The organism is Flavobacterium sp. (genome assembly GCF_034111225.1).
Lineage (GTDB): Bacteria > Bacteroidota > Bacteroidia > Flavobacteriales > Flavobacteriaceae > Flavobacterium.
The window spans coordinates 143,389-169,530 of the sequence record NZ_JAWUXR010000006.1 but is presented as its reverse complement, the minus strand read 5'-3'; the positions used below and the strand labels follow the sequence as shown (position 1 = coordinate 169,530).

Annotated in this window: 23 protein-coding genes; 18 read left to right on the top strand and 5 right to left on the bottom strand. The window is 30.2% G+C overall.

What is annotated here, in order from left to right; all coding sequences use genetic code 11:
• Positions 1-72: 72 nt before the first annotated feature.
• Positions 73-1,977 (bottom strand): molecular chaperone HtpG, encoded by a 1,905-nt coding sequence (htpG, locus tag UXY25_RS02790; RefSeq protein WP_320814478.1) that lies wholly within the window; start codon positions 1,975-1,977, stop codon positions 73-75.
• Positions 1,978-2,156: 179 nt separating this feature from the next.
• Between htpG and UXY25_RS02785 the strand changes: the two genes are divergently transcribed.
• A complete protein-coding gene (locus UXY25_RS02785; RefSeq protein WP_320814477.1) occupies positions 2,157-2,633 on the top strand; it encodes a lipocalin family protein in 477 nt (158 codons plus the stop codon).
• A gap of 11 nt (positions 2,634-2,644) precedes the next feature.
• Positions 2,645-3,322 carry an OmpA family protein gene (locus tag UXY25_RS02780; protein ID WP_320814476.1) on the top strand — a complete coding sequence of 226 codons (678 nt, stop codon included), beginning with the start codon at positions 2,645-2,647 and terminating at the stop codon, positions 3,320-3,322.
• Between the two features lie 73 nt (positions 3,323-3,395).
• On the opposite strand, the gene UXY25_RS02775 is transcribed toward UXY25_RS02780, so the two are convergent.
• Positions 3,396-3,998, bottom strand: coding sequence for a hypothetical protein (locus UXY25_RS02775; RefSeq protein ID WP_320814475.1), 603 nt, complete (start codon positions 3,996-3,998; stop codon positions 3,396-3,398).
• 131 nt (positions 3,999-4,129) lie between these two features.
• Here UXY25_RS02775 and UXY25_RS02770 point away from each other — a divergent pair, with 131 nt between their 5' ends.
• From UXY25_RS02770 to UXY25_RS02720, 11 genes are all read left to right on the top strand, one after another.
• Positions 4,130-5,071, top strand: a complete 942-nt coding sequence (locus tag UXY25_RS02770) for an ABC transporter ATP-binding protein (RefSeq protein WP_320814474.1) — start codon at positions 4,130-4,132, stop codon at positions 5,069-5,071.
• Between the two features lie 73 nt (positions 5,072-5,144).
• Positions 5,145-6,152: a beta-ketoacyl-ACP synthase III gene (locus UXY25_RS02765; protein WP_320814473.1), complete on the top strand. Its 1,008-nt coding sequence runs from the start codon at positions 5,145-5,147 to the stop codon at positions 6,150-6,152.
• Positions 6,153-6,294: 142 nt separating this feature from the next.
• Positions 6,295-8,079 (top strand): arginine--tRNA ligase, encoded by a 1,785-nt coding sequence (gene argS / locus UXY25_RS02760; protein ID WP_320814472.1) that lies wholly within the window; start codon positions 6,295-6,297, stop codon positions 8,077-8,079.
• A 58-nt stretch (positions 8,080-8,137) separates the two neighbouring features.
• Positions 8,138-9,553, top strand: coding sequence for a hypothetical protein (locus UXY25_RS02755; RefSeq protein WP_414601361.1), 1,416 nt, complete (start codon positions 8,138-8,140; stop codon positions 9,551-9,553).
• Complete coding sequence (locus UXY25_RS02750) at positions 9,543-10,955, top strand: GDSL-type esterase/lipase family protein (protein ID WP_320814470.1); 1,413 nt, start codon at positions 9,543-9,545, stop codon at positions 10,953-10,955. Before UXY25_RS02755 ends, UXY25_RS02750 begins: the two co-directional genes overlap by 11 nt.
• Position 10,956: 1 nt before the next feature.
• Positions 10,957-12,471 carry an MBOAT family O-acyltransferase gene (locus UXY25_RS02745; protein WP_320814469.1) on the top strand — a complete coding sequence of 505 codons (1,515 nt, stop codon included), beginning with the start codon at positions 10,957-10,959 and terminating at the stop codon, positions 12,469-12,471.
• 53 nt (positions 12,472-12,524) lie between these two features.
• Positions 12,525-12,839, top strand: a complete 315-nt coding sequence (locus UXY25_RS02740; RefSeq protein WP_320814468.1) for a hypothetical protein — start codon at positions 12,525-12,527, stop codon at positions 12,837-12,839.
• Positions 12,840-12,891: 52 nt separating this feature from the next.
• Positions 12,892-14,490 carry a hypothetical protein gene (locus tag UXY25_RS02735; RefSeq protein ID WP_320814467.1) on the top strand — a complete coding sequence of 533 codons (1,599 nt, stop codon included), beginning with the start codon at positions 12,892-12,894 and terminating at the stop codon, positions 14,488-14,490.
• An 80-nt stretch (positions 14,491-14,570) separates the two neighbouring features.
• Positions 14,571-14,807, top strand: coding sequence for a hypothetical protein (locus UXY25_RS02730; RefSeq protein WP_320814466.1), 237 nt, complete (start codon positions 14,571-14,573; stop codon positions 14,805-14,807).
• Positions 14,808-14,921: 114 nt separating this feature from the next.
• Complete coding sequence (gene ffh, locus UXY25_RS02725) at positions 14,922-16,259, top strand: signal recognition particle protein (protein ID WP_320814465.1); 1,338 nt, start codon at positions 14,922-14,924, stop codon at positions 16,257-16,259.
• 61 nt (positions 16,260-16,320) lie between these two features.
• On the top strand, positions 16,321-17,205 hold the full coding sequence (locus tag UXY25_RS02720) for a bifunctional 5,10-methylenetetrahydrofolate dehydrogenase/5,10-methenyltetrahydrofolate cyclohydrolase (protein WP_320814464.1): 885 nt from the start codon (positions 16,321-16,323) through the stop codon (positions 17,203-17,205).
• A 55-nt stretch (positions 17,206-17,260) separates the two neighbouring features.
• Here the strand turns inward: UXY25_RS02720 and UXY25_RS02715 are convergent, their stop codons facing one another.
• Both UXY25_RS02715 and UXY25_RS02710 read right to left on the bottom strand, forming a co-directional pair.
• Positions 17,261-17,470 (bottom strand): hypothetical protein, encoded by a 210-nt coding sequence (locus UXY25_RS02715; RefSeq protein WP_320814463.1) that lies wholly within the window; start codon positions 17,468-17,470, stop codon positions 17,261-17,263.
• Between the two features lie 58 nt (positions 17,471-17,528).
• The gene (locus UXY25_RS02710) at positions 17,529-19,124 is read right to left on the bottom strand and encodes a peptide chain release factor 3 (RefSeq protein WP_320814462.1); all 1,596 of its coding nucleotides are present in this window, start codon (positions 19,122-19,124) and stop codon (positions 17,529-17,531) included.
• Positions 19,125-19,294: 170 nt separating this feature from the next.
• On the opposite strand from UXY25_RS02710, the gene UXY25_RS02705 reads away from it, so the two are divergent.
• From UXY25_RS02705 to UXY25_RS02685, 5 genes are all read left to right on the top strand, one after another.
• On the top strand, positions 19,295-21,259 hold the full coding sequence (locus UXY25_RS02705) for a peptidylprolyl isomerase (RefSeq protein ID WP_320814461.1): 1,965 nt from the start codon (positions 19,295-19,297) through the stop codon (positions 21,257-21,259).
• Positions 21,259-22,110, top strand: coding sequence for a hypothetical protein (locus UXY25_RS02700; RefSeq protein ID WP_320814460.1), 852 nt, complete (start codon positions 21,259-21,261; stop codon positions 22,108-22,110). Before UXY25_RS02705 ends, UXY25_RS02700 begins: the two co-directional genes overlap by 1 nt.
• Positions 22,094-23,449 carry a peptidylprolyl isomerase gene (locus UXY25_RS02695; protein WP_320814459.1) on the top strand — a complete coding sequence of 452 codons (1,356 nt, stop codon included), beginning with the start codon at positions 22,094-22,096 and terminating at the stop codon, positions 23,447-23,449. The genes UXY25_RS02700 and UXY25_RS02695 overlap by 17 nt, the downstream gene beginning before the upstream one ends.
• Before the next feature lie 97 nt (positions 23,450-23,546).
• Positions 23,547-24,500: a MoxR family ATPase gene (locus UXY25_RS02690; protein ID WP_320814458.1), complete on the top strand. Its 954-nt coding sequence runs from the start codon at positions 23,547-23,549 to the stop codon at positions 24,498-24,500.
• A 60-nt stretch (positions 24,501-24,560) separates the two neighbouring features.
• Positions 24,561-24,986, top strand: coding sequence for a hypothetical protein (locus UXY25_RS02685; protein ID WP_320814457.1), 426 nt, complete (start codon positions 24,561-24,563; stop codon positions 24,984-24,986).
• A gap of 8 nt (positions 24,987-24,994) precedes the next feature.
• Here UXY25_RS02685 and UXY25_RS02680 read toward each other — a convergent pair whose 3' ends face one another.
• Positions 24,995-26,128, bottom strand: coding sequence for a hypothetical protein (locus UXY25_RS02680; RefSeq protein WP_320814456.1), 1,134 nt, complete (start codon positions 26,126-26,128; stop codon positions 24,995-24,997).
• Positions 26,129-26,142: the final 14 nt, after the last annotated feature.

Genomic DNA, 26,142 nt, shown 5'->3' with positions numbered 1-26,142 from the left:
ATTTTTTTTAAATAAAATAAAAAACCTGCAAATTTTCATTTGCAGGTTTAGAAAAAATATAAATTAAAATTCTTACTTCAACGTTTCAAAACTACGTTTTACAAAAGAAGTCAATTCTCCTCCTTTTAATAAACCTTGAGATAGTTTTGCTAAATCTAAGGCTTGTTTTACCAAACTTGCTTTTGCGTCATCTGCTTCAGCGCTTAAAATTGAAGTTGCTAGTTCAGAATTTGTATTCACTACCAAATTGTACATTTCTGGCATGTTTCCCATTCCAAACATTCCGCCACCGCCACCAGACTGACTCATTTCTTTCATTCTTCGCATGAATTCTGGTTGAGTAATCATAAACGGAGCAGCTTTACTGTCCATAGCTTCCATTTGTACAGAATACTTCTCTTTTGGCACAAGAGTTTCTAAAATGTTTTTTAAAGATGTTGTTTCTTCTTCAGACAATTTAGAAATTTGACTTTCTTCTTTCTGAATTAACTTATCAATATGCTCAGCATCTACACGAGCAAAAGTTAAGTTCTCATTATCTGCTTCTAATTTTTGAATTAAATGCGAAATAATTGGCGAATCTAATAATATTACTTTATAGCCTTTTTCGGTCGCAATGTCAATATAACTGTGTTGTGCTTCTTTGCTAGATGCATATAAGACAACTAACTTTCCGTCTTTATCTGTTTGAGTATCTTTGGTAGTTTCTTTTAACTCTTCTAAAGTAAAGTATTTACCATCAGTAGTTGGATATAATGTAAATGCTCCTGCTTTTTCATAAAATTTTGGTTCAGAAAGCATTCCATATTCCAATACAATTTTGATGTCATTCCATTTCTTTTCGAAATCTTCACGATTTTCAGTAAACAAAGCTTTCAGTTTGTCTGCAACTTTACGTGTAATGTAGTTAGAGATTTTCTTTACATTACTATCTGCTTGTAAACCAGAACGCGAAACGTTTAATGGAATGTCTGGAGAATCAATAACACCTTTAAGCATTGTTAAAAATTCAGGCACAATTCCTTCTACATTATCAGTAACGTAAACTTGGTTTTGATACAATTGAATTTTATCCTTCTGCATTTGAATATCTGCAGCTAACTTTGGGAAATATAAAATTCCGGTTAAGTTAAAAGGATAGTCTACATTTAAATGAATGTTGAATAAAGGTTCTTCAAACTGCGCTGGATACAATTCATGATAGAAATTTTTATAATCTTCTTCAGATAAATCAGCTGGTTGTTTAGTCCAAGCCGGATTTGGGTTATTGATTATGTTGTCTGTTTCAACTTCTGTAAAAATTTCATCTTTGTTTTCGCTTTCAACAAATTCACCTTTCTTCTGTTCAATTTTTTCTTTACGAGTTCCAAATTTAATTGGAATAGGCATGAACTTGTTGTATTTCATTAACAACTCACGAATTTTACTTTCTTCTAAAAATTCTAATGAATCTTCAGCAATATGTAAAATAATTTCTGTCCCTCTGTCTGTTTTGTCATGAGGAACTAATGTGAATTCCGGACTTCCATCACATGTCCAATGTGCTGCTGGAAAATCTTTATAAGATTTAGTAATCAATTCTACTTTAGAAGCAACCATAAATGCAGAATAGAAACCTAATCCAAAATGACCAATTACACCTGAATCTTTGGCAGAGTCTTTATACTTATCTAAAAATTCTTCAGCTCCAGAAAAAGCAATTTGATTAATATACTTTTCTACTTCTTCAGCAGACATTCCTAAACCTTGATCAATAATATGAATTTTTTTACCTTCTTTATCAATCTTTACTTCAATTTTAGGGTCACCATATTCTACATTTGCTTCGCCAATACTTGTTAAGTGCTTTAGTTTTAGAGTTGCATCAGTTCCATTTGAGATTAACTCACGTAAGAAAATTTCATGGTCGCTGTATAAGAATTTCTTTATTAAGGGAAAGATGTTTTCTACTGAAACATTAATTTTTCCTGAAGACATATTTTTATTTTTTTTAGTTAAACATTTTATAAGAAATAGTAGTTCAAAAGAAGTACCAATTGTATTTTATCTGACAAATTGACTGATGTGTGAATTATGTTAAAATAAAATATAATTTTATAAGAAATATTCTAAATTCTAATCTACTTTTGTATAAACAATCTAGTAAAACTTTAATTATGAAAAAAAATATTTTAATAATAGTGTTTTCCATTTTCTTATTTGGATGTAAATCAAAATCTGTTACCAACACAAATGTTGATAATAAAACAGAGCGAGTTATAAAAGGGAATTGGAGTATTTCTTCAGTAACTTATCCAGGATCTGATTATATTAAGGTAAAATCTTTTGATGTTGAAGATTCTAAATGTTTTGTTGGAAGTGAATGGAGTTTTGTTTCTAATAACAATAAGGGAAGTATGGAGCTTAAAAAAAGCGGTTGTAGTGCATATGCTACTCCAATAACTTGGTATATAAACCAGGAAGGTAACATGGTCCTTAAGTTTTTAGATGAAGGATTAAAATCTAAAAAAGTAAAAGAAGGATACATTATTAAAGTTAGTAATGCTTCTGAAAACTCTTTTCAATTAATAGATAAAATTAATGTTGGCGGAAAAATTACTGATGTAGTTTATCAATTTCAAAGAATCAATTAAAATTTCAAAATATGAAAAATAGAATAAAAATCTTCGCTTTAAGTTTGTCAATGTTGATAATGAGTTGTACAGCTGTAAAAAATGCTAATAATACTCAAAAAGGAGCTGTAATAGGTGGTTTAGTAGGTGCAGTTGCTGGAGGAGTTATTGGTAATAATGCTGGTAAAGGAGGTAACGGTGCACTTGGAGCTGTAATTGGTGGTGTAGTTGGTGGTGTTGCAGGTGGTGTAATCGGAAATAAAATGGACAAGCAAGCTAGAGAAATTGAGGAAGCTTTGCCAGGAGCTGAAGTAGAAAGAGTAGGTGAAGGAATTCATTTAGTTTTAGGAGAAAATTCGGTAAACTTTGAATTTGGCAAATCTACTTTAACAGCAAAAGCAAAACAAAATTTAGATAAGTTAGTTCCGGTTTTTAAAAGCTATGCAGAAACTGATATTAAAATATATGGTTATACTGACAGTAAAGGTTCAGATGATTTTAATTTAAATCTTTCAAAAGAACGTGCAGCTGCAGTTAAAAACTATTTATCTAGTAAAGGATTGGTTTCAGGAAGGTTTGTTTCAGTTGGAATGGGAGAGGTTGACCCAATTGGAGATAATGAGACAGATGCTGGTAGAGCAAAAAATAGAAGAGTTGAATTTGCAATTGTAGCAAATGAAAAAATGATTGAAGACGCAAAAAAACAATAACTTCAATTTATTTCATAAAAAAAGAGTTCCTAATTTAGGAACTCTTTTTTTTTATAACTAGTTGGTTTAAAATTTAATAAGTTCCAAACTTGTAAGAAAGGGTTGCAGATAAATTATACATTAAACCAGTAATTGAATTTGCATCACCTACGTATGTCGAAGTACCATCAAAATTATAATGTTGAGAAATATTTGCAATAAATGAAGCGTCTATTCCTAGAAAGAAACCTTCAGCAACTTTGTATTGAGGATTAATACCTACAATTATATTTAAAATATGGTCAGTTTTGTCTAAAGTTGGGATGTCTGATTTTAAAATTGAAAGACCAGCTCCACCATGTGCTAAAATTTGAAAATCATTATAGAATGATCTTGAATCAATTATATTAGAAACATTTACTATACCTTGTAAAGATATTCTAGTGTTGGCAGCTCCAGTTTTGTCTCCAAATTCATTTTCAATAGAAAATTTATCAGATGCAAAATCTATTTTTGCGCCAAATGTGTCATCAAAGTTATAATTTACACCAGCTCCAAAATGAGTGAAGCCATTATAACTTGGATCATATGACCCATTCATTCCGTAGTTTAATTCAACTCCAAATTGAGCATTAGTAAGGTTAGGCAAGGTAAGTAATACTAATGCAGTAGCAAAAGTTAATAAATTTTTTTTCATTATTAGTTGGTTAATATTTAGGGTTGTGCAATATATAATTAATATAAAGAATATGAAAATAATTTTTTTCATAGTTTTTCTCTTAAATGGTATTTGTTTTCTTTATACTTTTGAATAAAATTATCAAAAAAATGCTCTTAGTTTCTAATGTCTCTTTTTCATATAAATGCGATAAAACTCTTTGTAAAGTTACTTTTTCGATTAAAAAAGGTCAGCATGTTTCCATTTTAGGAGAGAGCGGAAGTGGAAAAAGCACATTGTTAAAAGTGATTTACGGACTTGAAGATTTAAATGAAGGTGAAATTTTTTGGAATGAAACAGTAGTTTTAGGCCCTAAATTTAATTTAGTTCCCGGAATGTCTTTTATGAAGTATTTAGCTCAGGACTTTGATCTAATGCCATATATAACTGTTTCTGAAAATATAGGTAAGTTTTTATCTAATTTTTATCCCGAAAATAAACAAGAGCGAATTAAAGAGTTGTTGCAATTAGTTGAAATGACGGCATTTTCAGATGTGAAAGTTAAATATTTAAGTGGCGGCCAAATGCAAAGAGTTGCTATTGCGCGAGTTTTGGCTTTGGAGCCAGAAATATTACTGTTTGACGAACCTTTTAGTCATATTGATAATTCAAGAAAGAATAATTTAAGAAGAAGTGTTTTTAATTATGCTAAAGAAAAAGGAGTCACTTGTATTGTAGCTACTCATGACATGGATGATGCATTGTCTTTTTCAGATAAAATAATCGTTTTAAAAAACGGAAAGGTAATTGCAGAAGAAACACCAGATACATTGTTTAATTCAAAAGATAATGTTGATGTTGCTAAACTATTTGGAGACATAAATGTAATTGATTCAGTATTTTTAGGAGAATTAATAAACAATAAGCAATTAATTTACCCTTTCGAATTAGAAATTACAGAACAATCTAAGCTAAGAATAGAAGTGCTTAATAGTTATTATAAAGGTAGAAATTATCTTATTGAAGCTAAATACGATGAAGGTATTTTGTTTTTTGAAAACGTCAATAAATTGGCTCGGGGTGAGCAGGTATTTTTGAAATTAAAAGATTAAGGTCTTTTAATGAATTTAGGAATACTTTTAATTTCGTAATTTTGTAATTCAATTTTTCAGTAAATTTTAAACTATGTATCATTCAAAAATAGCAGGATTAGGTTTTTATGTGCCAGAGAATAAGGTAACCAATGACGATTTGTCAAAGTTAATGGATACTAATGATGAATGGATACAAGAACGCACAGGTATTCAAGAAAGAAGACATATTATAAGAGGAGAAGACACCACTACTTCAATGGGCGTTAAAGCTGCCGAAATTGCAATTGAGCGTTCAGGCGTAGCTAAAGAAGATATCGACTTTGTTGTTTTTGCAACCTTAAGTCCCGATTATTATTTTCCAGGACCAGGAGTTTTAGTACAACGTGATTTAGGCCTTAGAACCGTTGGAGCTTTAGATGTTCGTAACCAATGTTCAGGATTTGTTTATGCTATTTCAGTAGCCGATCAATATATTAAAACCGGAATGTATAAAAACATCTTAGTTATAGGTTCTGAAGTACATTCAACAGGTTTGGATATGTCTGATAAAGGTCGTGGTGTATCTGTTATTTTTGGAGATGGAGCAGGAGCAGCTGTTCTTTCACGAGAAGAAGATTTGTCTAAAGGTATTTTGTCAACTCATTTGCATTCTGAAGGACAACACGCCGAAGAATTAGCTTTAATAGCCCCAGGAATGGGAAAACGTTGGGTGACCGACATAATTGCAGATAATGATCCAAATGACGAAAGCTACTATCCTTATATGAACGGACAATTTGTGTTTAAAAATGCAGTTGTACGTTTTAGTGAAGTAATTAACGAAGGCTTACAAGCTAATAATTTAGAAGTTTCCGATATTAATATGTTAGTTCCACATCAAGCTAATTTAAGAATTTCTCAGTTTATCCAATCGAAATTCAAACTATCTGACGATCAGGTGTATAATAATATACAAAAATACGGAAATACAACTGCAGCATCTATTCCAATTGCTTTAACTGAAGCTTGGGAAAAAGGTAAAATCAAAGAAGGAGATTTGGTTGTTCTAGCAGCTTTTGGAAGTGGATTTACTTGGGGAAGTGTTATTATTCGTTGGTAGTTTTGTAAAAATAGGTATAAAAGAATACAAGTACAAAAAAGCGATTCAATTGAATCGCTTTTTTGGTTCTAAAAAACTTCTAACTTCTGACTTTTTACTTCTAACTTCTTATTATATTTGCACCTTTAAAAACAATAGGAAAATGACTTTACAAGAAACATTAACAATTCACATTCAAAAAGCAGTTCAAAGTTTGTTCGATTTATCAATAGATAAAGTAGAATTTCAAGCAACTAGGAAAGATTTTGAAGGCGATGTTACTATGGTTGTTTTTCCATTGGTAAAACAATTAAAAGGAAATCCAGTAGAAATTGGGACTAAAATCGGGACTTATTTAGTAGAAAACGCTAATGAAGTTGGAGGTTTTAATGTTGTAGGCGGGTTTTTAAATATTGTAATTACCAATGCTTTTTATGTAGATTTTTTCAATTCAATTAAGAATGAAGAAAAATTTGGATTTGTAACTCCAAATGAAGGGGGAAAAGCTATTATGGTTGAATATTCTTCACCTAATACTAACAAACCTTTGCATTTAGGCCACGTTCGTAATATTCTATTAGGGTATTCTGTTGCTGAAATCATTAAAGCTTCAGGTAAAAAAGCATACAAAACTCAAATCATAAATGACCGTGGAATTCATATTTGTAAGTCAATGTTGGCTTGGCAAAAATTTGGAAACGGACAAACTCCTGAGTCAACTGGATTAAAAGGAGATAAATTAGTTGGTAATTTCTATGTAGAATTTGATAAAAATTACAAAAAAGAAATTACCGAATTAATGAGTCAAGGTAAAACGGAAGAAGAAGCTAAAAAACTAGCACCTTCTATTCTTGAAGCTCAAGAAATGTTGCTTAAATGGGAAGCTGGCGATGCTGAAGTTATATCGCTTTGGAAAACTATGAACCAATGGGTTTACGATGGCTTTGAAGCAACTTATAAATCAGTTGGAGTAAATTTCGATTCTTATTATTACGAAAGCAACACTTATTTATTAGGTAAGGAAGTAGTGCAATTTGGATTAGAAAAAGGAATTTTCGAAAAAGATGCAGATGGTTCAGTTTGGATAGATTTAACCGCTGATGGTTTAGACCGTAAAATTGTACTTCGTTCAGACGGAACTGCAGTTTACATGACACAAGATATTGGAACAGCAATTCAACGTGTAAAAGACAATCCAGATATTGGAGGTATGGTTTATACTGTTGGTAACGAACAAGATTATCACTTTAAAGTGTTATTCTTAATCTTAAAGAAATTAGGATTTGAATGGGCAGATAGTCTTTATCATTTAAGTTACGGAATGGTGGAATTACCTTCGGGAAAAATGAAATCTCGTGAAGGAACCGTAGTAGATGCAGATGACTTAATGGCTGAAATGACAGAAACAGCACAATCTATTTCGGAAGAATTAGGGAAGTTAGAAGGTTATTCAGAAGAAGAAAAAGCGGTTTTATATAAAACTATTGGTTTAGGAGCATTGAAGTATTATATGTTAAAGGTAGATCCTAAAAAACAAATGATGTTTAATCCAGAAGAATCGGTTGATTTTGCTGGAAATACAGGTCCATTTATCCAATATACGTATGCTCGTATTCAATCTATTTTAAGGAAAGCAACTTTCGATTATAAATCGGTCGTATCTGCGAATACTATTGATTTGCATGAAAAAGAGAAAGAGTTAATCAAACAAATTCAACTTTATCCAGAAACAATTCAAAGTGCAGCACATAATCATAGTCCAGCTTTGGTTGCAAATTACACCTATGATTTGGTAAAAGAATTCAATTCATTTTACCAAAACGTTTCTATTTTAGGAGAAAGTGACGAAGCTTTAAAAATCTTTAGAGTACAATTAGCAAATAAAGTAGCTGAGGTTATTCAATCTTCTTTTCAACTATTAGGAATTGATGTTCCTGAAAGAATGTAATTTTTGCTAGATAAAAGTGAAACAATCAAAATCTTATTTTTTCAAGACCTTTTTTGCAATGCTTTTGGCAACTGCATCATTTTTGGTGTTCAAAACGTTTTTGCCTAAAAGAATTTTTGATGAAGGAAGTTCATTAACCGAAAATGTAGTAATTGACAGTTTGCTTTTAGAAGCTGTTGCCAATGCTGAAAAAGAAGATATTAAAGATACTTTAGGAAATAAAAAAATAGATTTTGTATCTTTTGAAGGAGTTAAATTTCCATCTGAAACCTTTAAGATTTATAAAGGAAATCAATATTTAGTTTCTTTTTTCGAAAAGCTTTTCCAACTCGAAAAAAATCCAACAAAGAAAGTGCGAATTGCCTATTTTGGAGATTCAATGACTGATGGCGATATGATTGTAAAAGATTTTAGAACCTATTTACAAGAAAAATTTGGTGGCGAAGGTGTTGGTTTTGTAAACATCACTTCAGAATCTGCTTCTTCTCGTAATTCAATTACACATGAATTTTCATCAAATTGGAAAGCCTATTCTTATTTAAAAACAAAACATCCAGTGAGTCCATTTGGTGTAAATGGATATTTGTTTTTTGCTAATGATACATTGCGTGATCCTTGGGTGAAATTTAGAGCTACAAAAACACGTTTCGCTTCAGAATTAGGAAACCCAACTTTATTTTTTGGTAAGTCAAAGAATAAAAACGGTAAAATTTATCAAGTTGTTGGAGTTGATACAATTTATAAAAAATTAAAACCTATTAACAAGTTAAATACTTTATCGCTTTCGTCAAACGGACAAAAATCGATGAGGGTTAATTTCACTGAAGCTGACAGTATTCCTCTTTATGGCTTTAATTTTGATAATGGTAAAGGTATACATGTAGATAATTTTTCGAGCAGAGGAAATTCGGGCTTACCGTTATCAATGTTTGATGTTGATTTAATGAAGCAGTTTCAAGAACAATTACATTATGATTTAATTGTATTGCATTATGGAACAAACGTTCTAAATTATGGTTCTTATAATTATTCTTGGTATGAAAAACGAATGAATAAAGTCGTAGCTCATTTGAAAGAATGTTTTCCTGGAGTTTCAATTTTAGTTATTTCAACAGCTGATAAGTCAACCAAGTACGAAATGGATATGAAAACTGATTCTGCAGTGGTTCCATTAATGTTGGCTCAAAAGAAATATGCAATAAAATCAGAATCGGCATTTGTGAATTTATATACTTTAATGGGGGGCGATGGTTCAATGGTTTCATGGGTTGATGAAGAACCTGCAAGAGCAAATAAAGATTATACGCATTTTAATTTTAGAGGTGCAAAAGATGTTGCAAATATGATTTTTAATCAGATTAATGATGGTTTTGAAAAGTATAAAAAAATAAGACCTGTAAAGAAACCATTAAAGAAAATCATCAAAAAAGATAGTGCTAAAGCAGTTAATGATAGTGTAGTTTATGAAGAATAGTATTTTATTTTTTTGTTTGGCTTTTGGACAATTTATTTTGGGTCAAACCCTTTCTGATACAACTAAAATTGAAATAGATTCGGTAAGTATAGATACTATTTCTGTGGTTGAGTTTAAAAACGAAATTCACAATGCAAAAGCCATTAAAAGGTTTTTACAGAAGTTAGATTCTATTGAAATAACAAAGAAAAATAAAGTAAGAATTGTTCATATTGGCGATTCACATATTCAAGCCGATTTGTTTTCGGGTAAAATGCGTTCACTTTTACAAAATAAATTTGGAAATGCAGGTTTAGGCTTTACTTTTCCTTATAATTTAGCAAGTACAAATGGTAGTCATTATATAAAATATTCAAGTTCAATTTCTTTTTTAAATCAAAGAAATGTAAAGCCAAACGAAGGAAAACCAGTTGGTCTTAGCGGAATTGCATTATATTCTGACGAAAATGACTTTGTTGTTGAATTGAACGTTAGAGATAGGTCTTATGCTTTTAATTCAATTAAAATTGTTGCGCCAATAAAAGGTAATTTTAATTTGGCAAAAACTTCTAAAAACATTGTAATGGTGTCTTCAAAGCCAAAAGTGATTTACCATAAAATTAAAAGTGGTGAAGCGCTTTCAATTATTGCTGATAAATACAATTGTTCAGTTTCCGAAATTAAAAAAGCAAATAATTTGCGTTCCAATAATATTCAGGCTGGGAAAACTTTACGAATTCCTACTGATGAAAATGAACCGGTAAAAATTACTAAATCGGAATTTATTCCATTGAATATTTCCGAAGATAAACATTCATATAACTATTATTCAGAAGAAAGTTTAGATAAGATTTACATTACTTCAAATGATAAAACGAAGGACTTTTCTCTAAACGGATTAGTATTAGAAAATAAGAATTCAGGAATAGTTTACAGTGCAATTGGTGTTAATGGAGCAAAATGTTCAGATTATTTAAAATACCCTTTATTTTTTCAGCAATTACAAACTATTGAAGCCGATTTGGTTGTGATTTCATTGGGTACAAATGAAAGTTTTGACAAACAAGAAACGATTATTTTTTATACGCAACTTGAAGAAATGCTTCTTTCAATCAAGAAACAAAACCCTTCAGTTGAAATTTTACTTACAACTCCGCCACCATCACTTTTTCAAAGAAAATACCCAAATACTTTTGTAGCGAGTTATGCGAAAGCTATTTTAGAATTTGCTGAGAAAAATAATTATGCTGTTTGGGATATGTACAAAAATATGGGCGGACTTTACAGCGTGAATTCAAATGCGAATAAAGGACTTATGTCTAAAGATAAAGTGCATTATTCAAAACAAGGATATGAGTTACAAGGCGAGTTGTTTTTTAAAGCTTTGATGGAAACGTACAACAATTATAAATTGATAGAATAGTTTGTTAGCATTATTTCAAATACAAGATGTGTTCCAAAATGTTTTTGGCAATCTATCATTAGATTTAATTCAAAATTGGTTTCTTTATAACCCAAAACAACCTTTGTTATTTAATAGTGCGTTGTTTTTAGGATTCTTTCTAATTTTTTATTTCATTTATATTCTATCAAGAAAAACGCATTATTTTAGAATTACTTATGTAGTGCTTTTTTCATTGTTTTTCTATTATAAATGCAGCGGAATTTATTTTTGGTTGCTTATTTTTTCATCTGTTTTAGACTATTCTTTATCTAAATTTATTTTTGAAGAAACTAATAAAACATACAGGAAATTCTATTTGTTATTAAGTTTGTTTACCAATCTAGGGCTTTTAGTTTATTTTAAATACACCAATTTTTTTATAGACAACTTCAATACTCTTTTTAGTGGGAATGCTGCTTTTACAGATATTATCTTGCCTGTTGGAATTTCGTTTTATACTTTCCAAACCTTAAGTTATACTATAGATGTTTACCGAAGAGAACTTGAACCAACCAAAAGTTTTGTTGATTTTTTATTCTTCGTTTCTTTCTTTCCTCAATTAGTTGCTGGGCCAATTGTTAGAGCGAGTGATTTTATTCCTCAAATTTATGAGAAATTAAAAATTACTAAAGAAGATTTTAATAAAGCCTTATTTTTAATTATTGGAGGTTTACTTAAAAAAGCAGTAATCTCCGATTATATTTCTTTGAATTTCGTTGATCGAGTTTTTGATGCGCCAAACAGTTATTCTGCTTTTGAAAATTTATTAGCTTCTTATGGATATACACTTCAAATTTATTGTGATTTTTCTGGTTATTCAGATATGGCAATAGGTTTAGCGTTGTTAATGGGTTTTACTTTACCGCCTAACTTTAGAACACCTTATAAGTCTAGCTCAATAACTGAGTTTTGGAGAAGATGGCATATTTCGTTATCGTCTTGGTTAAGAGATTATTTGTACATTTCTTTAGGCGGAAACAGGAAAGGAAAATTCCGTACTTATTTTAATCTTTTCATGACTATGCTTCTTGGAGGTTTATGGCATGGAGCGAATTGGAAATTTGTGTTTTGGGGAGTTTTACATGGAACTGCACTTGCAGTAGAACGTTTCTTAGATTCTAGAATTAAACTACCAAAAACGAGTTTTGTTAAAGCTATAAAAATTATTCTGACGTTTCATTTCGTCATTTTTTGCTGGTTGTTTTTTAGAGCTAAAGATTTTCAAACTGCTTTTCAAATTGTAGATAATATTGCTTCATTAACTTTCAATGTAAATGAATGGCAAACTATTTTATTAGGCTATAAAAATGTGGTTTTCTTAATGCTTTTCGGATTTGTATGGCATTTTATACCTGAGAAAGGAATTAATAAATTAGAAGATTTTTTTAACGTAATACCTATTTATATTAAAGCACTTCTTTTGGGGTTAGTTTTCTGGGTAGTTTACGCAACTGCTTCGTCTGGACCACAGCCTTTTATTTATTTTCAGTTTTAGAACTCTGTAACTTTTGTTACATATATTTTCATTTGTTTTACTATTTTTGGATTGTGAAAAATTTTACATATATATTACTTTTATATTTAATTGCTTTAACTGCATTGCCTTCTGTTCGTGCTGTAAAACTTCAGTTTGGAAATAATTGTGAGCAAAAATGCAATAATTCTGAACAAAAGAAGTGTGAGAACGGTAAGTTTGTAATGAGTCTAAATTTTAGCCCATTACAATTTATAAATGAATATAGTAGTGATTTAAATTTTGAACTTTTTGATTTTGAATTGAAAAAAGAAACTTCTTTTTATGAAATTTTTTTTAATTCGAACTACCTAAATTCTATTTGGGACCCTCCAAAACTTTTGTTGTAATTGATTTTTAAATAATTTACTGCATTACGCAGTCAACTTAACTTACAACAAAATGAAAAATTTTTTAGTTTTTCTTGTCTTTAGTTTTTTTCAACTAATGCAAGGACAAAACGACTTTCCTTATAATGTTGTGTTAACACCTGTTACTATAACAGGGTTGCCAGGATTACACTCTTATGCATTTGGTCAACATAATGGAAAGTGGCTTATAATTGGAGGTCGAAAAGATGGAATGCATGCACGACAGCCTTTTAATGCTTTTCCTGGAAGTCAAAATAACACCAATATTTACGTAGTTGATATTACTACACAGCAAACTTGGACTGCTTCTGTAAATTCATTAGCAATAGGGTTGAAAGAACAATTGCAATCAACGAATATGAATTTTTATCAAGATGGCAATACTTTATATATAATTGGTGGTTATGCTTTTGCTACTTCTGCAAACGATCATATTACATTTGATAAATTAACATCTATAGATGTTTCGGGTTTGATTTCAGCTGTAATAAATGAAACGGCAATTTCAAGTCATTTTAAACAAATTACAAGTACTAATTTTGCAATAACAGGAGGGCAGTTAGGAAAAATTGGTAATGAATTTTATTTAATTGGAGGTCATCGTTTTGACGGACGATATAATCCAATGAATGGAGCTTCATTTACTCAAACTTATTCAAATTCAATTCGAAAGTTTGAAATTGATAATTCAGGAACTCAATTGTCAATTAATAATTATACAACTATTACTGATGCTGTTCACCTACATAGAAGGGATTATAACTTATTGCCACAAGTTTTTCCTAACGGAGAATTAGGCTATACTATTTCTTCAGGTGTGTTTCAAATTAGCGCTGATTTACCTTTTTTGTATCCAGTTGATATTAAAACGGGAGGTTACTTTCCGCAAACAAGTTTTAATCAATATTTAAGTAATTATCATTCTGGAAAAGCAAGTTTATATGACGCTACGAATAACAATATGCATAATTTGTTTTTTGGAGGAATGAGTCAGTACTATTACAATGGCGGGGCTTTAGTTCAAGATAATACAGTTCCTTTCGTTAAAACAATTAGCAGAACGAAAAGAGCTGCTAATGGTTCTTTGACAGAGTATCAATTACCTGTTGAAATGCCTAATTTAAAAGGCTCTGGCGCAGAGTTTATTTCAAATGAAAGTCTGCCTCATTATTCTAACGAAGTAATTAAACTTTCTGAGATAACTGCAACTGAATTTGTTATTGGTCATATTTTTGGAGGTATACAAAGTTCTTCAGCTTCTGCATTTACTGATAATCAAACAAACCTTACAAATGCTGATCCAACTATATATGAAGTAAAATTGGTTTATAATCCTACATTAAGTCATGATTTAATAGATGGTTCAAATCCGTTTAGTTTTTCAGTATATCCAAATCCTGCAATTAATGATGCTGTAAATGTTCAATTTTCGATACCTTATGAAGCGGAATTAGAATATATTATGTCAAGTGTTGATGGTAAAATTTTATCTGAAGGAACTATTGAAGGATTAAAAACAGGAATTAATGAGATGATCTTTAACCTAGAAGAAGCAAAAACAAATATTGTTGTTTTAACTTTTGTTTTTGACCATAAGTTTTACACATCTAAAAAAATCATAAAAAAATAATAATCTTAATTTTGTAATTCAAATATTTGTATATATTTGTTGCACAAGTTTTTATAATAATAATTTAAAATTTTATAACCATGAAAAAAGTAATCACAATATTAGCAATAGCTGCATTTATGTTTTCAGTAGATGCTACTGCTCAAACTCAAAAAAAGAAAGAAGTTGCTAAAACTGAAAAGGCATGTTGTTCAGCTGATAAAAAAGAAGTTGCATCAATGCAAAAGTCTGCAGAAGGAGAGAAAAAATCTTGCGGAACTGAAGCAAAAGCATCTTGTTGTTCTTCAAAAAAAGCAGAAGCAAAAAAAGAGGAGTAGTCTTCTTTATTTTAATATAAAATTAAATCCACTTTTTAGTGGATTTTTTTGTTTTTATATCATTCTTAAAAATCAAATTATTAAATTTGCATCTTATTAAAATCACAATCCATTATGTTTGATAATTTAACTGATAAATTAGATAAAGCGTTTCATGTATTAAAGGGACACGGTAAAATTACTGATGTTAATGTTGCAGATACTTTGAAAGAAGTTCGTCGCGCATTATTAGATGCCGATGTTAACTTCAAAATAGCAAAAGATTTTACAACTAGAGTAAAAGAGAAAGCTATTGGTCAAAATGTATTGACAACTTTACAGCCCGGTCAATTATTAGTTAAAATAGTAAAAGATGAACTGACAGAATTAATGGGAGGAGATGTTGAAGGAATTAATCTTTCAGGGAATCCATCAGTTATTTTAATGTCTGGTTTACAAGGTTCAGGTAAAACTACCTTCTCAGGTAAATTAGCTAACTTCCTTAATACAAAGAAAAATAAAAAGGTTTTATTAGTAGCCTGTGATATCTATCGTCCAGCAGCTATAAATCAGTTACATGTTGTAGGAGATCAAATAGGTGTTGAAGTATACTCAGAAACAGAGAATAAAAATCCAGTTGAAATTGCTCAAAATGCAATTAAACATGCTAAGGCAAATGGGTTTAATGTTGTAATTGTGGATACAGCTGGTCGTTTAGCTATAGACGAGCAAATGATGAATGAAATTGCTGAAGTTCATAAAGCAATTCAACCTCAAGAAACATTGTTTGTTGTGGATGCAATGACAGGTCAAGATGCTGTAAATACTGCAAAAGCTTTTAATGATAAATTAAATTTTGACGGAGTTATCTTAACGAAGTTAGATGGTGATACTAGAGGTGGAGCTGCAATTTCAATTAAATCGGTAGTTGATAAACCTATTAAGTTTATTGGTACGGGTGAAAAAATGGATGCGATTGATGTTTTCTATCCAAATCGTATGGCAGAGCGAATCCTTGGTATGGGAGATGTTGTGTCTTTGGTCGAAAGAGCTCAAGAGCAATATGATGAAGAAGAAGCAAGAAAATTACAAAAGAAAATTGCTAAAAACGAGTTTGGTTTTGATGATTTCTTAACACAAATTCAACAAATTAAAAAAATGGGTAACATGAAAGACCTTGTCGGAATGATACCTGGAGTTGGAAAAGCAATGAAAGATGTAGAGATAGAAGATGATGCATTTAAACATATTGAAGCAATAATACATTCAATGACACCTTTAGAAAGAACTAAGCCTTCAGTAATTGATGTTAAACGTAAAGCGAGGATTGCAAAAGGTTCAGGTACTAATGTTGAGCAAATTAATCAGTTAATGAAACAGTTTGATCAAATGGGTAAAATGATGAAGATGATGCAAGGTGGTGGCGGAAAAAACATGATGCGCATGATGCAAGGCATGAAAGGCATGAAATAATATATAAGACGCAAATTTTTGCGTCTTATTTTTTTAATAAACAACACACAACTACACAACAATGATTTTATTAGACGGTAAAAAAGTTTCGGAAGATATTAAAAACGAAATTAAAGCTGAAGTAGATGCTATGAAAGCTAAAGGGGAAAAGGTTCCGCATTTGGCAGCTTTAATTGTAGGGAATGATGGTGCAAGTTTAACTTACGTAGGTAGTAAAGTAAAAGCCTGTGAAAGAGTGGGTTTTGATTCCACTTTAGTTAAAATGCCGAGTACAACTTCAGAAACTGAATTGCTTAAGAAAATTAAGGAATTAAATGAAAATGATGATATTGACGGCTTTATTGTTCAATTACCATTGCCAGATCAAATTGATACTCAAAAAGTACTAATGGCTGTAGATCCAAGTAAAGATGTAGATGGTTTTCATCCTGAAAATTTCGGAAAAATGGCTTTAGATATGAGTACATTTATTCCTGCAACTCCTTTTGGTATTCTTGAACTTTTAGAACGATATAACGTTGAAACAAAAGGAAAGCAAACGGTAGTTATTGGAAGAAGTCATATTGTAGGTAGGCCTATGAGTATTTTAATGGGAAGAAAAGGTTTTCCAGGAAATTCTACAGTTACTTTAACGCACAGTCACACTAAAAATATTAATCAAATAACAAGTCAGGCAGATATTATTATTACTGCATTAGGTGTTCCTAATTATTTAAAAGCCGAAATGATAAAAGACGATGCTGTTATTATTGATGTTGGAATTACAAGAGTTCCAGATGAAACAACAGAAAAAGGATATAAAATAACAGGTGATGTTGATTTTGAAAATGTTTCTAAGAAAGCGTCTTATATTACTCCTGTTCCTGGTGGAGTAGGACCAATGACTATTGCCATGTTGTTGAAAAACACATTGTTGGCAAGAGAAAGAAGAAGAAGTTCTATTTAAAAAAAAACAATTATATAAAAAAAGTCCTGTAGGTTACAGGACTTTTTTTATATAATTAATTTGCTTGTTGATTAAAAGCTGCTCTGTTTTTGAAAAAGTAGAACATAAAAGCAATGCCAATAATCATAAGCCAAATTAGTTTTGTGTTAATTGGAGCTGGCGGTGGGTCATCGTCAGCTGGTGGGTCAATAGGTTGAGCAACACTAAGAAAGCTTATAAAAGCCATCATAACAGTTGCTAAAAATTTAGAATTAGCAAATTTCATTTTTTGTTTTGTTTTTTGGTTAAATAGGGGGCTATTGCTTTGCAATTATACTAAAAAATTATGAAATATGAAAATCTGAAGTATAAAATAACTTAACACTTGGGTATTTTTGTTTAGTCATTTGTATTGAAAATTCACTATCAGCCAAAAACACTAATTGTCCGTATTTATCAGTTCCAAGAAATTTTTGTTTAATCCTTTTAAACTCCATGAACTCTTCATTTTTAGGATCGTCTGGTTTTACCCAGCACGCTTTATAAGCAGGAAAATTTTCATAGCTACACTTAGCGCCATATTCATGCTCTAAACGATACTGAATTACCTCATATTGTAATGCTCCAACGGTTCCGATAATTTTACGGTTATTCATTTCTAATGTAAACAACTGGGCAACACCTTCGTCCATTAATTGATCAATCCCTTTTTCTAATTGTTTTGATTTTAATGGATCGGAATTATTGATATATCTAAAATGTTCGGGAGAAAAACTAGGTATTCCTTTGTAGTTCATTTTTTCACCTTCAGTTAAGGTGTCTCCAATTTTAAAATTACCTGTATCGTGAAGTCCAACAATGTCTCCTGGATACGAAATATCAACAATCTCTTTCTTTTCAGCAAAAAAAGCATTCGGACTTGAAAATTTCATATTCTTGCCATTTCTTACATGCAGGTAGGGTTTGTTTCTTTCAAATGTACCTGAAACAATTTTAATAAACGCTAACCTATCTCTGTGTTTAGGGTCCATATTGGCATGTATTTTAAATACAAAACCACTAAATTCTTCTTCATTAGGGTTTACAAGTCTAGTGTCTGATTCTTTAGGTCTTGGTGTAGGTGCAATTTCAATAAAACAATCTAATAATTCTCTAACTCCAAAATTATTTAAAGCCGAACCAAAAAATACTGGTTGAAGCTGACCTGATAAATATTCATCTCTATCAAAAGCTGGGTAAACTTCATCAATTAATTCTAATTCTTCTCTTAATCTTTTAGCTGGTTTTTCTCCAATAATACCGTCAAGTTCAGGATTATTTATGTCTGAAAAGGCAATCGTTTCTTCGATATCTTTTCTACTGTCTCCAGAAAACAGATTGATGTTTTTCTCCCAAATGTTATAAATTCCCTTAAAATCATAACCCATTCCTATAGGGAAACTTAGTGGTGTAACTGTAAGTCCAAGTTTTTGCTCTACTTCATCTAATAAATCAAATGCGTCTTTACCTTCACGGTCTAATTTGTTAATGAAAACGATAATTGGAATTTTTCTCATTCTACAAACTTCAACAAGTTTTTCAGTTTGCTCTTCAACACCTTTTGCAACATCTATAACAACAATTACACTGTCAACAGCAGTAAGAGTTCTAAAAGTGTCTTCGGCAAAATCTTTATGACCTGGGGTGTCAAGAATGTTAATCTTCTTGTCTTTGTAAATGAAGGCTAAAACAGAAGTTGCTACAGATATCCCTCTTTGTCTTTCAATTTCCATGAAATCGGAAGTGGCACCTTTCTTAATCTTATTGCTTTTTACAGCTCCAGCTTCTTGAATGGCACCTCCAAATAATAATAATTTTTCTGTTAGAGTTGTTTTTCCAGCATCTGGATGTGATATGATTCCAAAAGTTCTTCTTTTAGCAATTTCTTCTTTAAATCCCATTTTGTTTTTTTTATAGAGTGCAAAATTAATGTATTAATTTAAATATCTAAAACGTAATACTACTTATGTGTTTTAAATCGAAAAATAAAATTTTGTTAATCCTATTTAGAAACTTGCTATATACATAGGAATTGTTATTTTTGTTGATTGCAAATTAAAAATGATATTCCATGAGATATTTATTTCAATTTTTAGTACTTGTTACTTTTATTCAAAATGGTTTTTCGCAAGAAAAAAAAGCTTTATTTACTATAGATAGTACATCATATTATTCTGATGAGTTTATTAGGGTGTATAATAAAAATTTAGATTTAGTTAAAGATGACTCCCAAAAAGATCTAGATAAATACCTAGAGCTTTTTGTTGGTTATAAATTGAAGGTGCAAAAGGCTTATAAATTAGGATTGCATTATAATGTAAGATATCAAAATGAGCTTATGTCTTATAGAGGACAATTAGCGAAAAATTACATTAACGATTCTAAAGTTACAAATGAGTTAGTTGAAGAGGCTTACGAAAGAATTAATAAAGAAGTTAAAGCATCTCATATTTTAATTTTAGTTGATGAAAGTGCTTCTCCAGAAGACACTTTAAGAGCATATAATAAAGTTGTAAAAGTACAGCAATTACTTAAAGAAGGTAAAAACTTTGAAGAAATTGCTGATCAATATTCTGAAGATCCTTCAGTAAAAGAAAATAAAGGAAACTTAGGTTATTTCTCTGCATTTAGAATGGTTTACCCATTTGAAAACGCTGCTTTTAATACTAGCGTAGGAGATTTTTCGGCACCATTTAGAACAAAATTTGGTTACCATATAGTTAAAGTTACAGATGCTAGAAAAAACAGAGGTGAAGTTACAGTTGCTCATATAATGATTGTAAAGCCATCGACTCCTGATGCTGCATTACAAGAAAAAACAAAACAAACTATTGAGGAGATTTATCAAAAAATAAAACAAGGAGAAAATTTTGAAAGTTTAGCAAATCAATTTTCTGAAGATAAATCAACTTCTGGTAAAGGAGGAGTTCTACAACGTTTCGGTTCAGGTCAGTTAGCTTCTGAAAAATTTGAAGAAATTGCATTCAGTCTTAATGATAAAAACGAGGTTTCTAAACCTTTCCAGTCTCAGTTTGGTTGGCATATTGTAAAGTTGATTGAAAAGCATCCTGTTCAATCTATTCAGGAAATGAGAACTGAATTAGAAAGTAAAGTAAGAAAAGATGAAAGGTCTTTGTTGATTACAAATTCATTGGCTGCAAAGCTAAGAAAGAAGTACTCTTTTACTAAAAACGGAAAATTGTTTTTGAAAATAAAAAAATCTGTTACGGATGATTTTTATTCTCAAACTTGGGAGATGCCAGAAAATAAAAAAGAATTAAGTGGGGAATTAGTTGTTCTTAATAAAGATAAAAAATTGTATTCGCCTTCTTTTATAAATTACATTTTTAGTCAACAAAAGTCAAACATTAAGATTAAACCAATAAATGCACTTATAGATCACTTATTTGAAAAGTGGATGGATGATCAACTGATTAAATATTATGATGATAATTTAGAAAATGAATTCGTAGAATTCAAAAATATTGTAGAGGAATATAGAGACGGTTTGTTGCTTTTTGATTTAATGGAGAAAGAAATTTGGGAAAGAGCTAAAACAGATACTATTGGTTTAAACGCATATTTTAAAAACAATTCTAAAAATTATATGTGGAATAACAGATATGATATAGATGTATATTCTTCAACGGATGAAAAGGTTATAGGTAAAGCAAAATCATATTTAGAAAAAAATAAATCTATAGATTATATTAAATCAAAATTAAATAAAAATGGAGCCATTAATGTTATGGTTAAATCTGGATTATTTGAAGAAAATTATGACATATTATCTGAATATAAAAACCTACAACAAGGCGCTACTTCAATAGTTAAAAAAGGGAATTACTATTTTGTTTTAAAAGTAAAAGAAGTTAAGCCAACTCAAGAAAAAACTATTGATGAATGTAGAGGTAAAGTAATTAGTGATTACCAGCAATATTTAGAAAATAATTGGGTTGACGATTTGAAAAAAGAATTTAAAGTCAACGTAAATCAAAAGGTTTTTGAAATGGTTAAAAATCAAATTTTAAAATAATGATTAAAGCCCTACAATATTTAGTGCTTATTCTAGTTGTTTCTTCTTGTAGTTATTTTAAAAAGCCACAAGAACCTGAAGCTATCGCGAGGGTAGGTGATATGTATTTGTATAAAAGTGATATAGCCGATTTAGTTCCTAAAGGCACTTCCAAAAATGACAGTATTGCAATTGTAAAATCATATATTGGTAGATGGGCTACTCAAAAAATACTTTATAATGCTGCTGAATATAACCTTTCAGATAGTCAAATGGACGGGTTTACAGATTTAATAAATCAATATAAAATAGATTTATATACAAAGGGGTATTTAGAGGAATTAGTTAAGCAACAAATTGATACAATTGTTACAGAAGCTCAAATAAACTCTTATTATGATTCAAACAAACAATATTTTAAGAACTCTTCAGAATTAATTAAACTTCGTTATATTAATTTAGTTAAAGAAAATCAAAAGTTTGATAAAATTAGAACAAAGTTTAGTTCCTTTACAAAAAAAGATAAAAAAGACCTTCAGGAACTAGCCATACAGTTTAAGAGTTATGCATTTAATGACTCTATGTGGGTTGATATCAATCAGGTTTATGAAAAACTACCATTTATTAATGTTAATAACAAAGATAAATATATTGTTTCAGGAATAGATTTTCAATATCCAGATTCTACGACGGTTTGGTTAGTTAAAGTTAATAATGTGTTGTCTAAAAATGAAGCAACACCTTTGCAGTTTTTGAAGCCAACTATAAAGCAGGTCATTATAAATAAAAGAAAATTAGAATTAGTTAAAACAATAGAAAAGGAAATAACAAATGATGCGATTAAAAATAACAAATATGAAATTTATAAATAAAAGCATTTTAGCTCTTACTTTATTATTAAGTACGTCAGTAATATTAGGTCAAGGTAAAAAAGTAAAAATTGACGGAGTAGTTGCTGTTATTGGAGATTATGTGGTTTTAGATTCTGATATAGATTTAGAATTCATTCAACTTAAAGCACAAGGTGTAGATGTGAAAAACATTTCTCGTTGTGAATTATTTGGAAAGCAATTAGAAGATAAATTATATGCTCATCATGCTATTCAAGATAGTATTGTTATAACTGATGAAGAAGTTTATGGTTACATGAATCAGCAAATTGACGCAATGGTTGAGCAAGTAGGTTCGTTAGATAAAGTTATTAAATTTTATAGAAAGAAAAACGAAGATGAATTTAAAAATTACTTTTTCGATATTATCAAGCAAAATAAATTGACTACTCAAATGCAAAATAAAATTGTAGATGAGGTTCAAATTACTCCAGAAGAAGTTAGAAATTTCTTCAAAGAAATTCCAAAAGACGAAATGCCAGTTTTTGGAGCTGAAGTTGAAGTTGCTCAAATTGTAGTTAAGCCTGTAGTTTCGCAAGAAGAAAAACAAGCTGCAATTGATAAATTGAAAAATATAAAGAAAGAAGTACTTGAAGGTTCTAGTTTTTTCAGTAAAGCAGTTCTGTTTTCGGAAGATCCAGGATCAAGTTCAAATGGAGGATTCTATAAGATGAATAGAAAAACAGCATTTGTAAAAGAATTTAAAGATGTTGCATTTAGTTTAGCTGAAGGTGAAATTTCAGAGCCATTTGAAACAGAATTTGGTTACCACATTATTTTGGTAGAAAAAATTAAAGGTCAAGAAGTAGAATTAAGACATATTTTAGTTAATCCTAAAGTTACTTCACTAGCTATGGCTCAAGCCAAAACAAAAATCGAAGAAATAAGAGCTAAAATTATAAGTGGAGAAATTACTTTTGCAGATGCTGCAAAATCTTCATCAGATCAAAAAGAAACAAGAAACAATGGAGGGGTTTTATTAAACCCTAGAACAATGGAGCCACGTTTCGATCTAACAAAAATGGATCCTGCATTATACAGTCAAATTTCTAATTTTAAAGTCGGTCAAGTTTCTAATCCAATTTTAGAAGATGAAAGAGGTGGAAATAAGTTCTATAAAATCATTACAGTAAATAATAAAACAGAAGAACATACTGCAGACTTTGCTAACGATTATTTAAAAGTTAAAGATTTAGCTTTAACAGATAAAAAAATCAAAGCCATTGCAAAATGGACTGAAGAAAAAATTAACGAAACTTATATTAGCATTAATGCTGATTATAAAGATTGTAATTTCACAAACAACTGGTTAAAAAAATAATTCAAAAATAATTTTAAAGCCCTTCATGTTGAAGGGCTTTTTTTATGCTTTTTTTTCTTATTTTAGTGGTTCTAATATTTTAAATTCCAATACAAATATGTCTGACGTTGCAACTATTCAACAATTAGTACAAAAACAAAAAGAGTTAAAGCAAGAAATTGCAAAAGTCATTGTAGGGCAAGATGAAGTAATAAACCAAATTATACTGAGCGTATTTGCTGGTGGACATGCCTTATTAATTGGAGTTCCAGGGTTAGCCAAGACACTTATGGTAAATACAATATCACAAGTTTTAGGGCTAAACTTTAAACGTATTCAGTTTACACCCGATTTAATGCCTTCAGATATATTAGGAAGTGAGATTTTAGATGAAAACCGACAGTTTAAATTTATAAAAGGGCCAATTTTCTCCAATATTATTTTGGCAGATGAAATCAATCGTACACCACCAAAAACGCAAGCCGCTTTATTAGAAGCAATGCAAGAAAGATCAGTAACAGTTGCAGGTCATCATTATAAATTAGATTTACCATATTTTGTATTGGCAACACAAAACCCTATTGAGCAAGAAGGAACTTACCCTTTGCCAGAAGCACAGTTAGACCGTTTTATGTTTGCCGTAAAATTAGAATACCCTTCTTTTCAAGAAGAAGTAGATGTGGTAAAAGCAACTACTTCAATTCATAATCCACAAGTAAATGCATTATTTACAGCGCAAGAAATTATTGATTTTCAAAATGTAATTCGAAAAATACCAGTTGCTGATAATGTAATTGAATATGCGGTGACTTTAGTGAGTAAAACGCGTCCAGATAATGTTTTAGCAACTGAATTTGTGAAAACCTATATCGATTGGGGAGCAGGGCCAAGAGCTTCCCAAAACCTTATTTTAGCAGCAAAGACACAAGCGGCTTTAAATGGTAAGTTTTCTCCAGATATAGAAGATGTGCAATCAGTAGCAACTGGAATTTTACGCCATCGTATCATAAAAAATTACAAAGCAGACGCTGAAGGTATTTCGGAAGATGACATTATTAAGAAGCTGTTTTAACCAATCCTCGAGGAAGTAAATTACATGAAATATTTTGTATTTTTATTTGTTTTAAATTTTATGTCATCTTTTGCTCAGAATGAACATAATGATAAGTATAATTTATCAATTGAGATTATAAAGAAATCTAATGAGTTTTTGGAATATTGTTCTGATTATAATGTAAACGGAAAGGTAAAAGTGGATTTAAGACATAATTCACTATGTGAAATGTTACTTCCTAAAGAAATAGATAGTTATTGTATTTTGGAACAATGTAAAAATGAATTATTAACGGCTAGTATTTCAAAAAATAGAGAATTGAAAAAAAGTAGTGATAAAGGACGAAAAAAATTAATTGTAAGGTTTTCAAATGTTGTTTGTGATTCTTTTATAGTATTGGTTGAGTATAGAGGGAATCATAGAAAATTTTTACGTTACGCCTTTAAAATAAATGAGAACAATGTCATTTTAATAAACACTTCAATTTTTACAATAGATTTTTAATAAATAATCTACTTCCTAAGTTTTCCATCCAACTCTTTATCATAAAAAAACAAAAACATACTTCCCATCATATCTTGGTCAATTGTTGAAGTATTGTTTACATCTAAAACCAATTCATATTCATGGTCTTCATAAAGCCAAACACCTTCTACCGAAGAAAAGGGTTCAACTTCTATTAAGCCAATTTTATCAGTATAATTAGAAACAGCACTTTTAAATACATTTTGCTTCGTAGTTTTATCGTATAAAGCAATTGAAGTGGTAAATGGATGCACATGAATTGCGGAAAAATGCAAACGCAAACTGTCTTTTAATTGTAATTGCGCATTTATGGAGCTTCTATAACTGTTTTTTCCTTTGGGAATAACCCAATGGCCAGAAAGCATGTTTCCGTTTGCATCTTCATAACTGTGGTTTTTGGTTTCCACAGGAATGCATTGGTTACTTGCTGGGTCAAGCGGCATTTTAAAAGGATCTTGTTTGTTATAAGGTAATTGAATAAAAACCGTTTTACTCATTAAAGGTTTTTGAGTTCCGTTGTATTTCTCGTTTTTAACGGTAACTAAATGCTTTATTTTTTTAAAAACAGGTTTTTGATTATGGTTTAAAGCTTGTGTTGTGATAAATAAATGTTCGTTTCCTTTTATGGGAACACCGTAGCCTTTTGGAAAATCAAAACTCACAAAACCATTTGATAATGAAGTTAATCTAGGATATTGTTTGCCAATTCTATCATTTAAATCCCAATTTCCATAATAACTAATGTCGTTTAAATCAACATTCATATGACAAATGAAATCATTACTAAGTACTTCATTTGTTTTTGCATCTAATGCTTTAACGTCAAACCCTGTAATCCAAAGCATTTCATTATTTTGACTCAGTTGAATGTAGCGAGAAGATTTCGGACCTTCCATTGATTTATAAATAGCATCAATTATAAATGTGGGTGAAAGCATTTTGTATTCCTTAGCATCGTTTTCAACCAACCAATTATTGTCAACCAGGCCAAGTTTGTGAACTAAACTTGTTTTGATAATTGCTTTATGTCTGTTGGAAAGTAAATTATAGGTTGTAATCCCAAAAAGACTTGAAAGAATAAAAGTGAAGCCTAAATATTTATATATCTTTGAATTTCTCAAAATTAATAGTTTGA

What these genes read in the sequence shown, in the direction of transcription:
- UXY25_RS02775 (WP_320814475.1), bottom strand. Translation starts at nt 3,998, where the DNA reads ATGAAAAAAAATTTATTAACTTTTGCTACTGCATTAGTATTACTTACC.
- argS (WP_320814472.1), top strand. Translation starts at nt 6,295, where the DNA reads ATGACTTTACAAGAAACATTAACAATTCACATTCAAAAAGCAGTTCAA.
- UXY25_RS02690 (WP_320814458.1), top strand. Translation starts at nt 23,547, where the DNA reads ATGTCTGACGTTGCAACTATTCAACAATTAGTACAAAAACAAAAAGAG.
- UXY25_RS02755 (WP_414601361.1), top strand. Translation starts at nt 8,138, where the DNA reads ATGCTTTTGGCAACTGCATCATTTTTGGTGTTCAAAACGTTTTTGCCT.
- UXY25_RS02705 (WP_320814461.1), top strand. Translation starts at nt 19,295, where the DNA reads ATGAGATATTTATTTCAATTTTTAGTACTTGTTACTTTTATTCAAAAT.
- UXY25_RS02750 (WP_320814470.1), top strand. Translation starts at nt 9,543, where the DNA reads ATGAAGAATAGTATTTTATTTTTTTGTTTGGCTTTTGGACAATTTATT.
- UXY25_RS02735 (WP_320814467.1), top strand. Translation starts at nt 12,892, where the DNA reads ATGAAAAATTTTTTAGTTTTTCTTGTCTTTAGTTTTTTTCAACTAATG.
- UXY25_RS02715 (WP_320814463.1), bottom strand. Translation starts at nt 17,470, where the DNA reads ATGAAATTTGCTAATTCTAAATTTTTAGCAACTGTTATGATGGCTTTT.
- htpG (WP_320814478.1), bottom strand. Translation starts at nt 1,977, where the DNA reads ATGTCTTCAGGAAAAATTAATGTTTCAGTAGAAAACATCTTTCCCTTA.
- UXY25_RS02780 (WP_320814476.1), top strand. Translation starts at nt 2,645, where the DNA reads ATGAAAAATAGAATAAAAATCTTCGCTTTAAGTTTGTCAATGTTGATA.
- UXY25_RS02770 (WP_320814474.1), top strand. Translation starts at nt 4,130, where the DNA reads ATGCTCTTAGTTTCTAATGTCTCTTTTTCATATAAATGCGATAAAACT.
- UXY25_RS02695 (WP_320814459.1), top strand. Translation starts at nt 22,094, where the DNA reads ATGAAATTTATAAATAAAAGCATTTTAGCTCTTACTTTATTATTAAGT.
- UXY25_RS02700 (WP_320814460.1), top strand. Translation starts at nt 21,259, where the DNA reads ATGATTAAAGCCCTACAATATTTAGTGCTTATTCTAGTTGTTTCTTCT.
- UXY25_RS02730 (WP_320814466.1), top strand. Translation starts at nt 14,571, where the DNA reads ATGAAAAAAGTAATCACAATATTAGCAATAGCTGCATTTATGTTTTCA.
- UXY25_RS02710 (WP_320814462.1), bottom strand. Translation starts at nt 19,124, where the DNA reads ATGGGATTTAAAGAAGAAATTGCTAAAAGAAGAACTTTTGGAATCATA.
- ffh (WP_320814465.1), top strand. Translation starts at nt 14,922, where the DNA reads ATGTTTGATAATTTAACTGATAAATTAGATAAAGCGTTTCATGTATTA.
- UXY25_RS02765 (WP_320814473.1), top strand. Translation starts at nt 5,145, where the DNA reads ATGTATCATTCAAAAATAGCAGGATTAGGTTTTTATGTGCCAGAGAAT.
- UXY25_RS02720 (WP_320814464.1), top strand. Translation starts at nt 16,321, where the DNA reads ATGATTTTATTAGACGGTAAAAAAGTTTCGGAAGATATTAAAAACGAA.
- UXY25_RS02785 (WP_320814477.1), top strand. Translation starts at nt 2,157, where the DNA reads ATGAAAAAAAATATTTTAATAATAGTGTTTTCCATTTTCTTATTTGGA.
- UXY25_RS02685 (WP_320814457.1), top strand. Translation starts at nt 24,561, where the DNA reads ATGTCATCTTTTGCTCAGAATGAACATAATGATAAGTATAATTTATCA.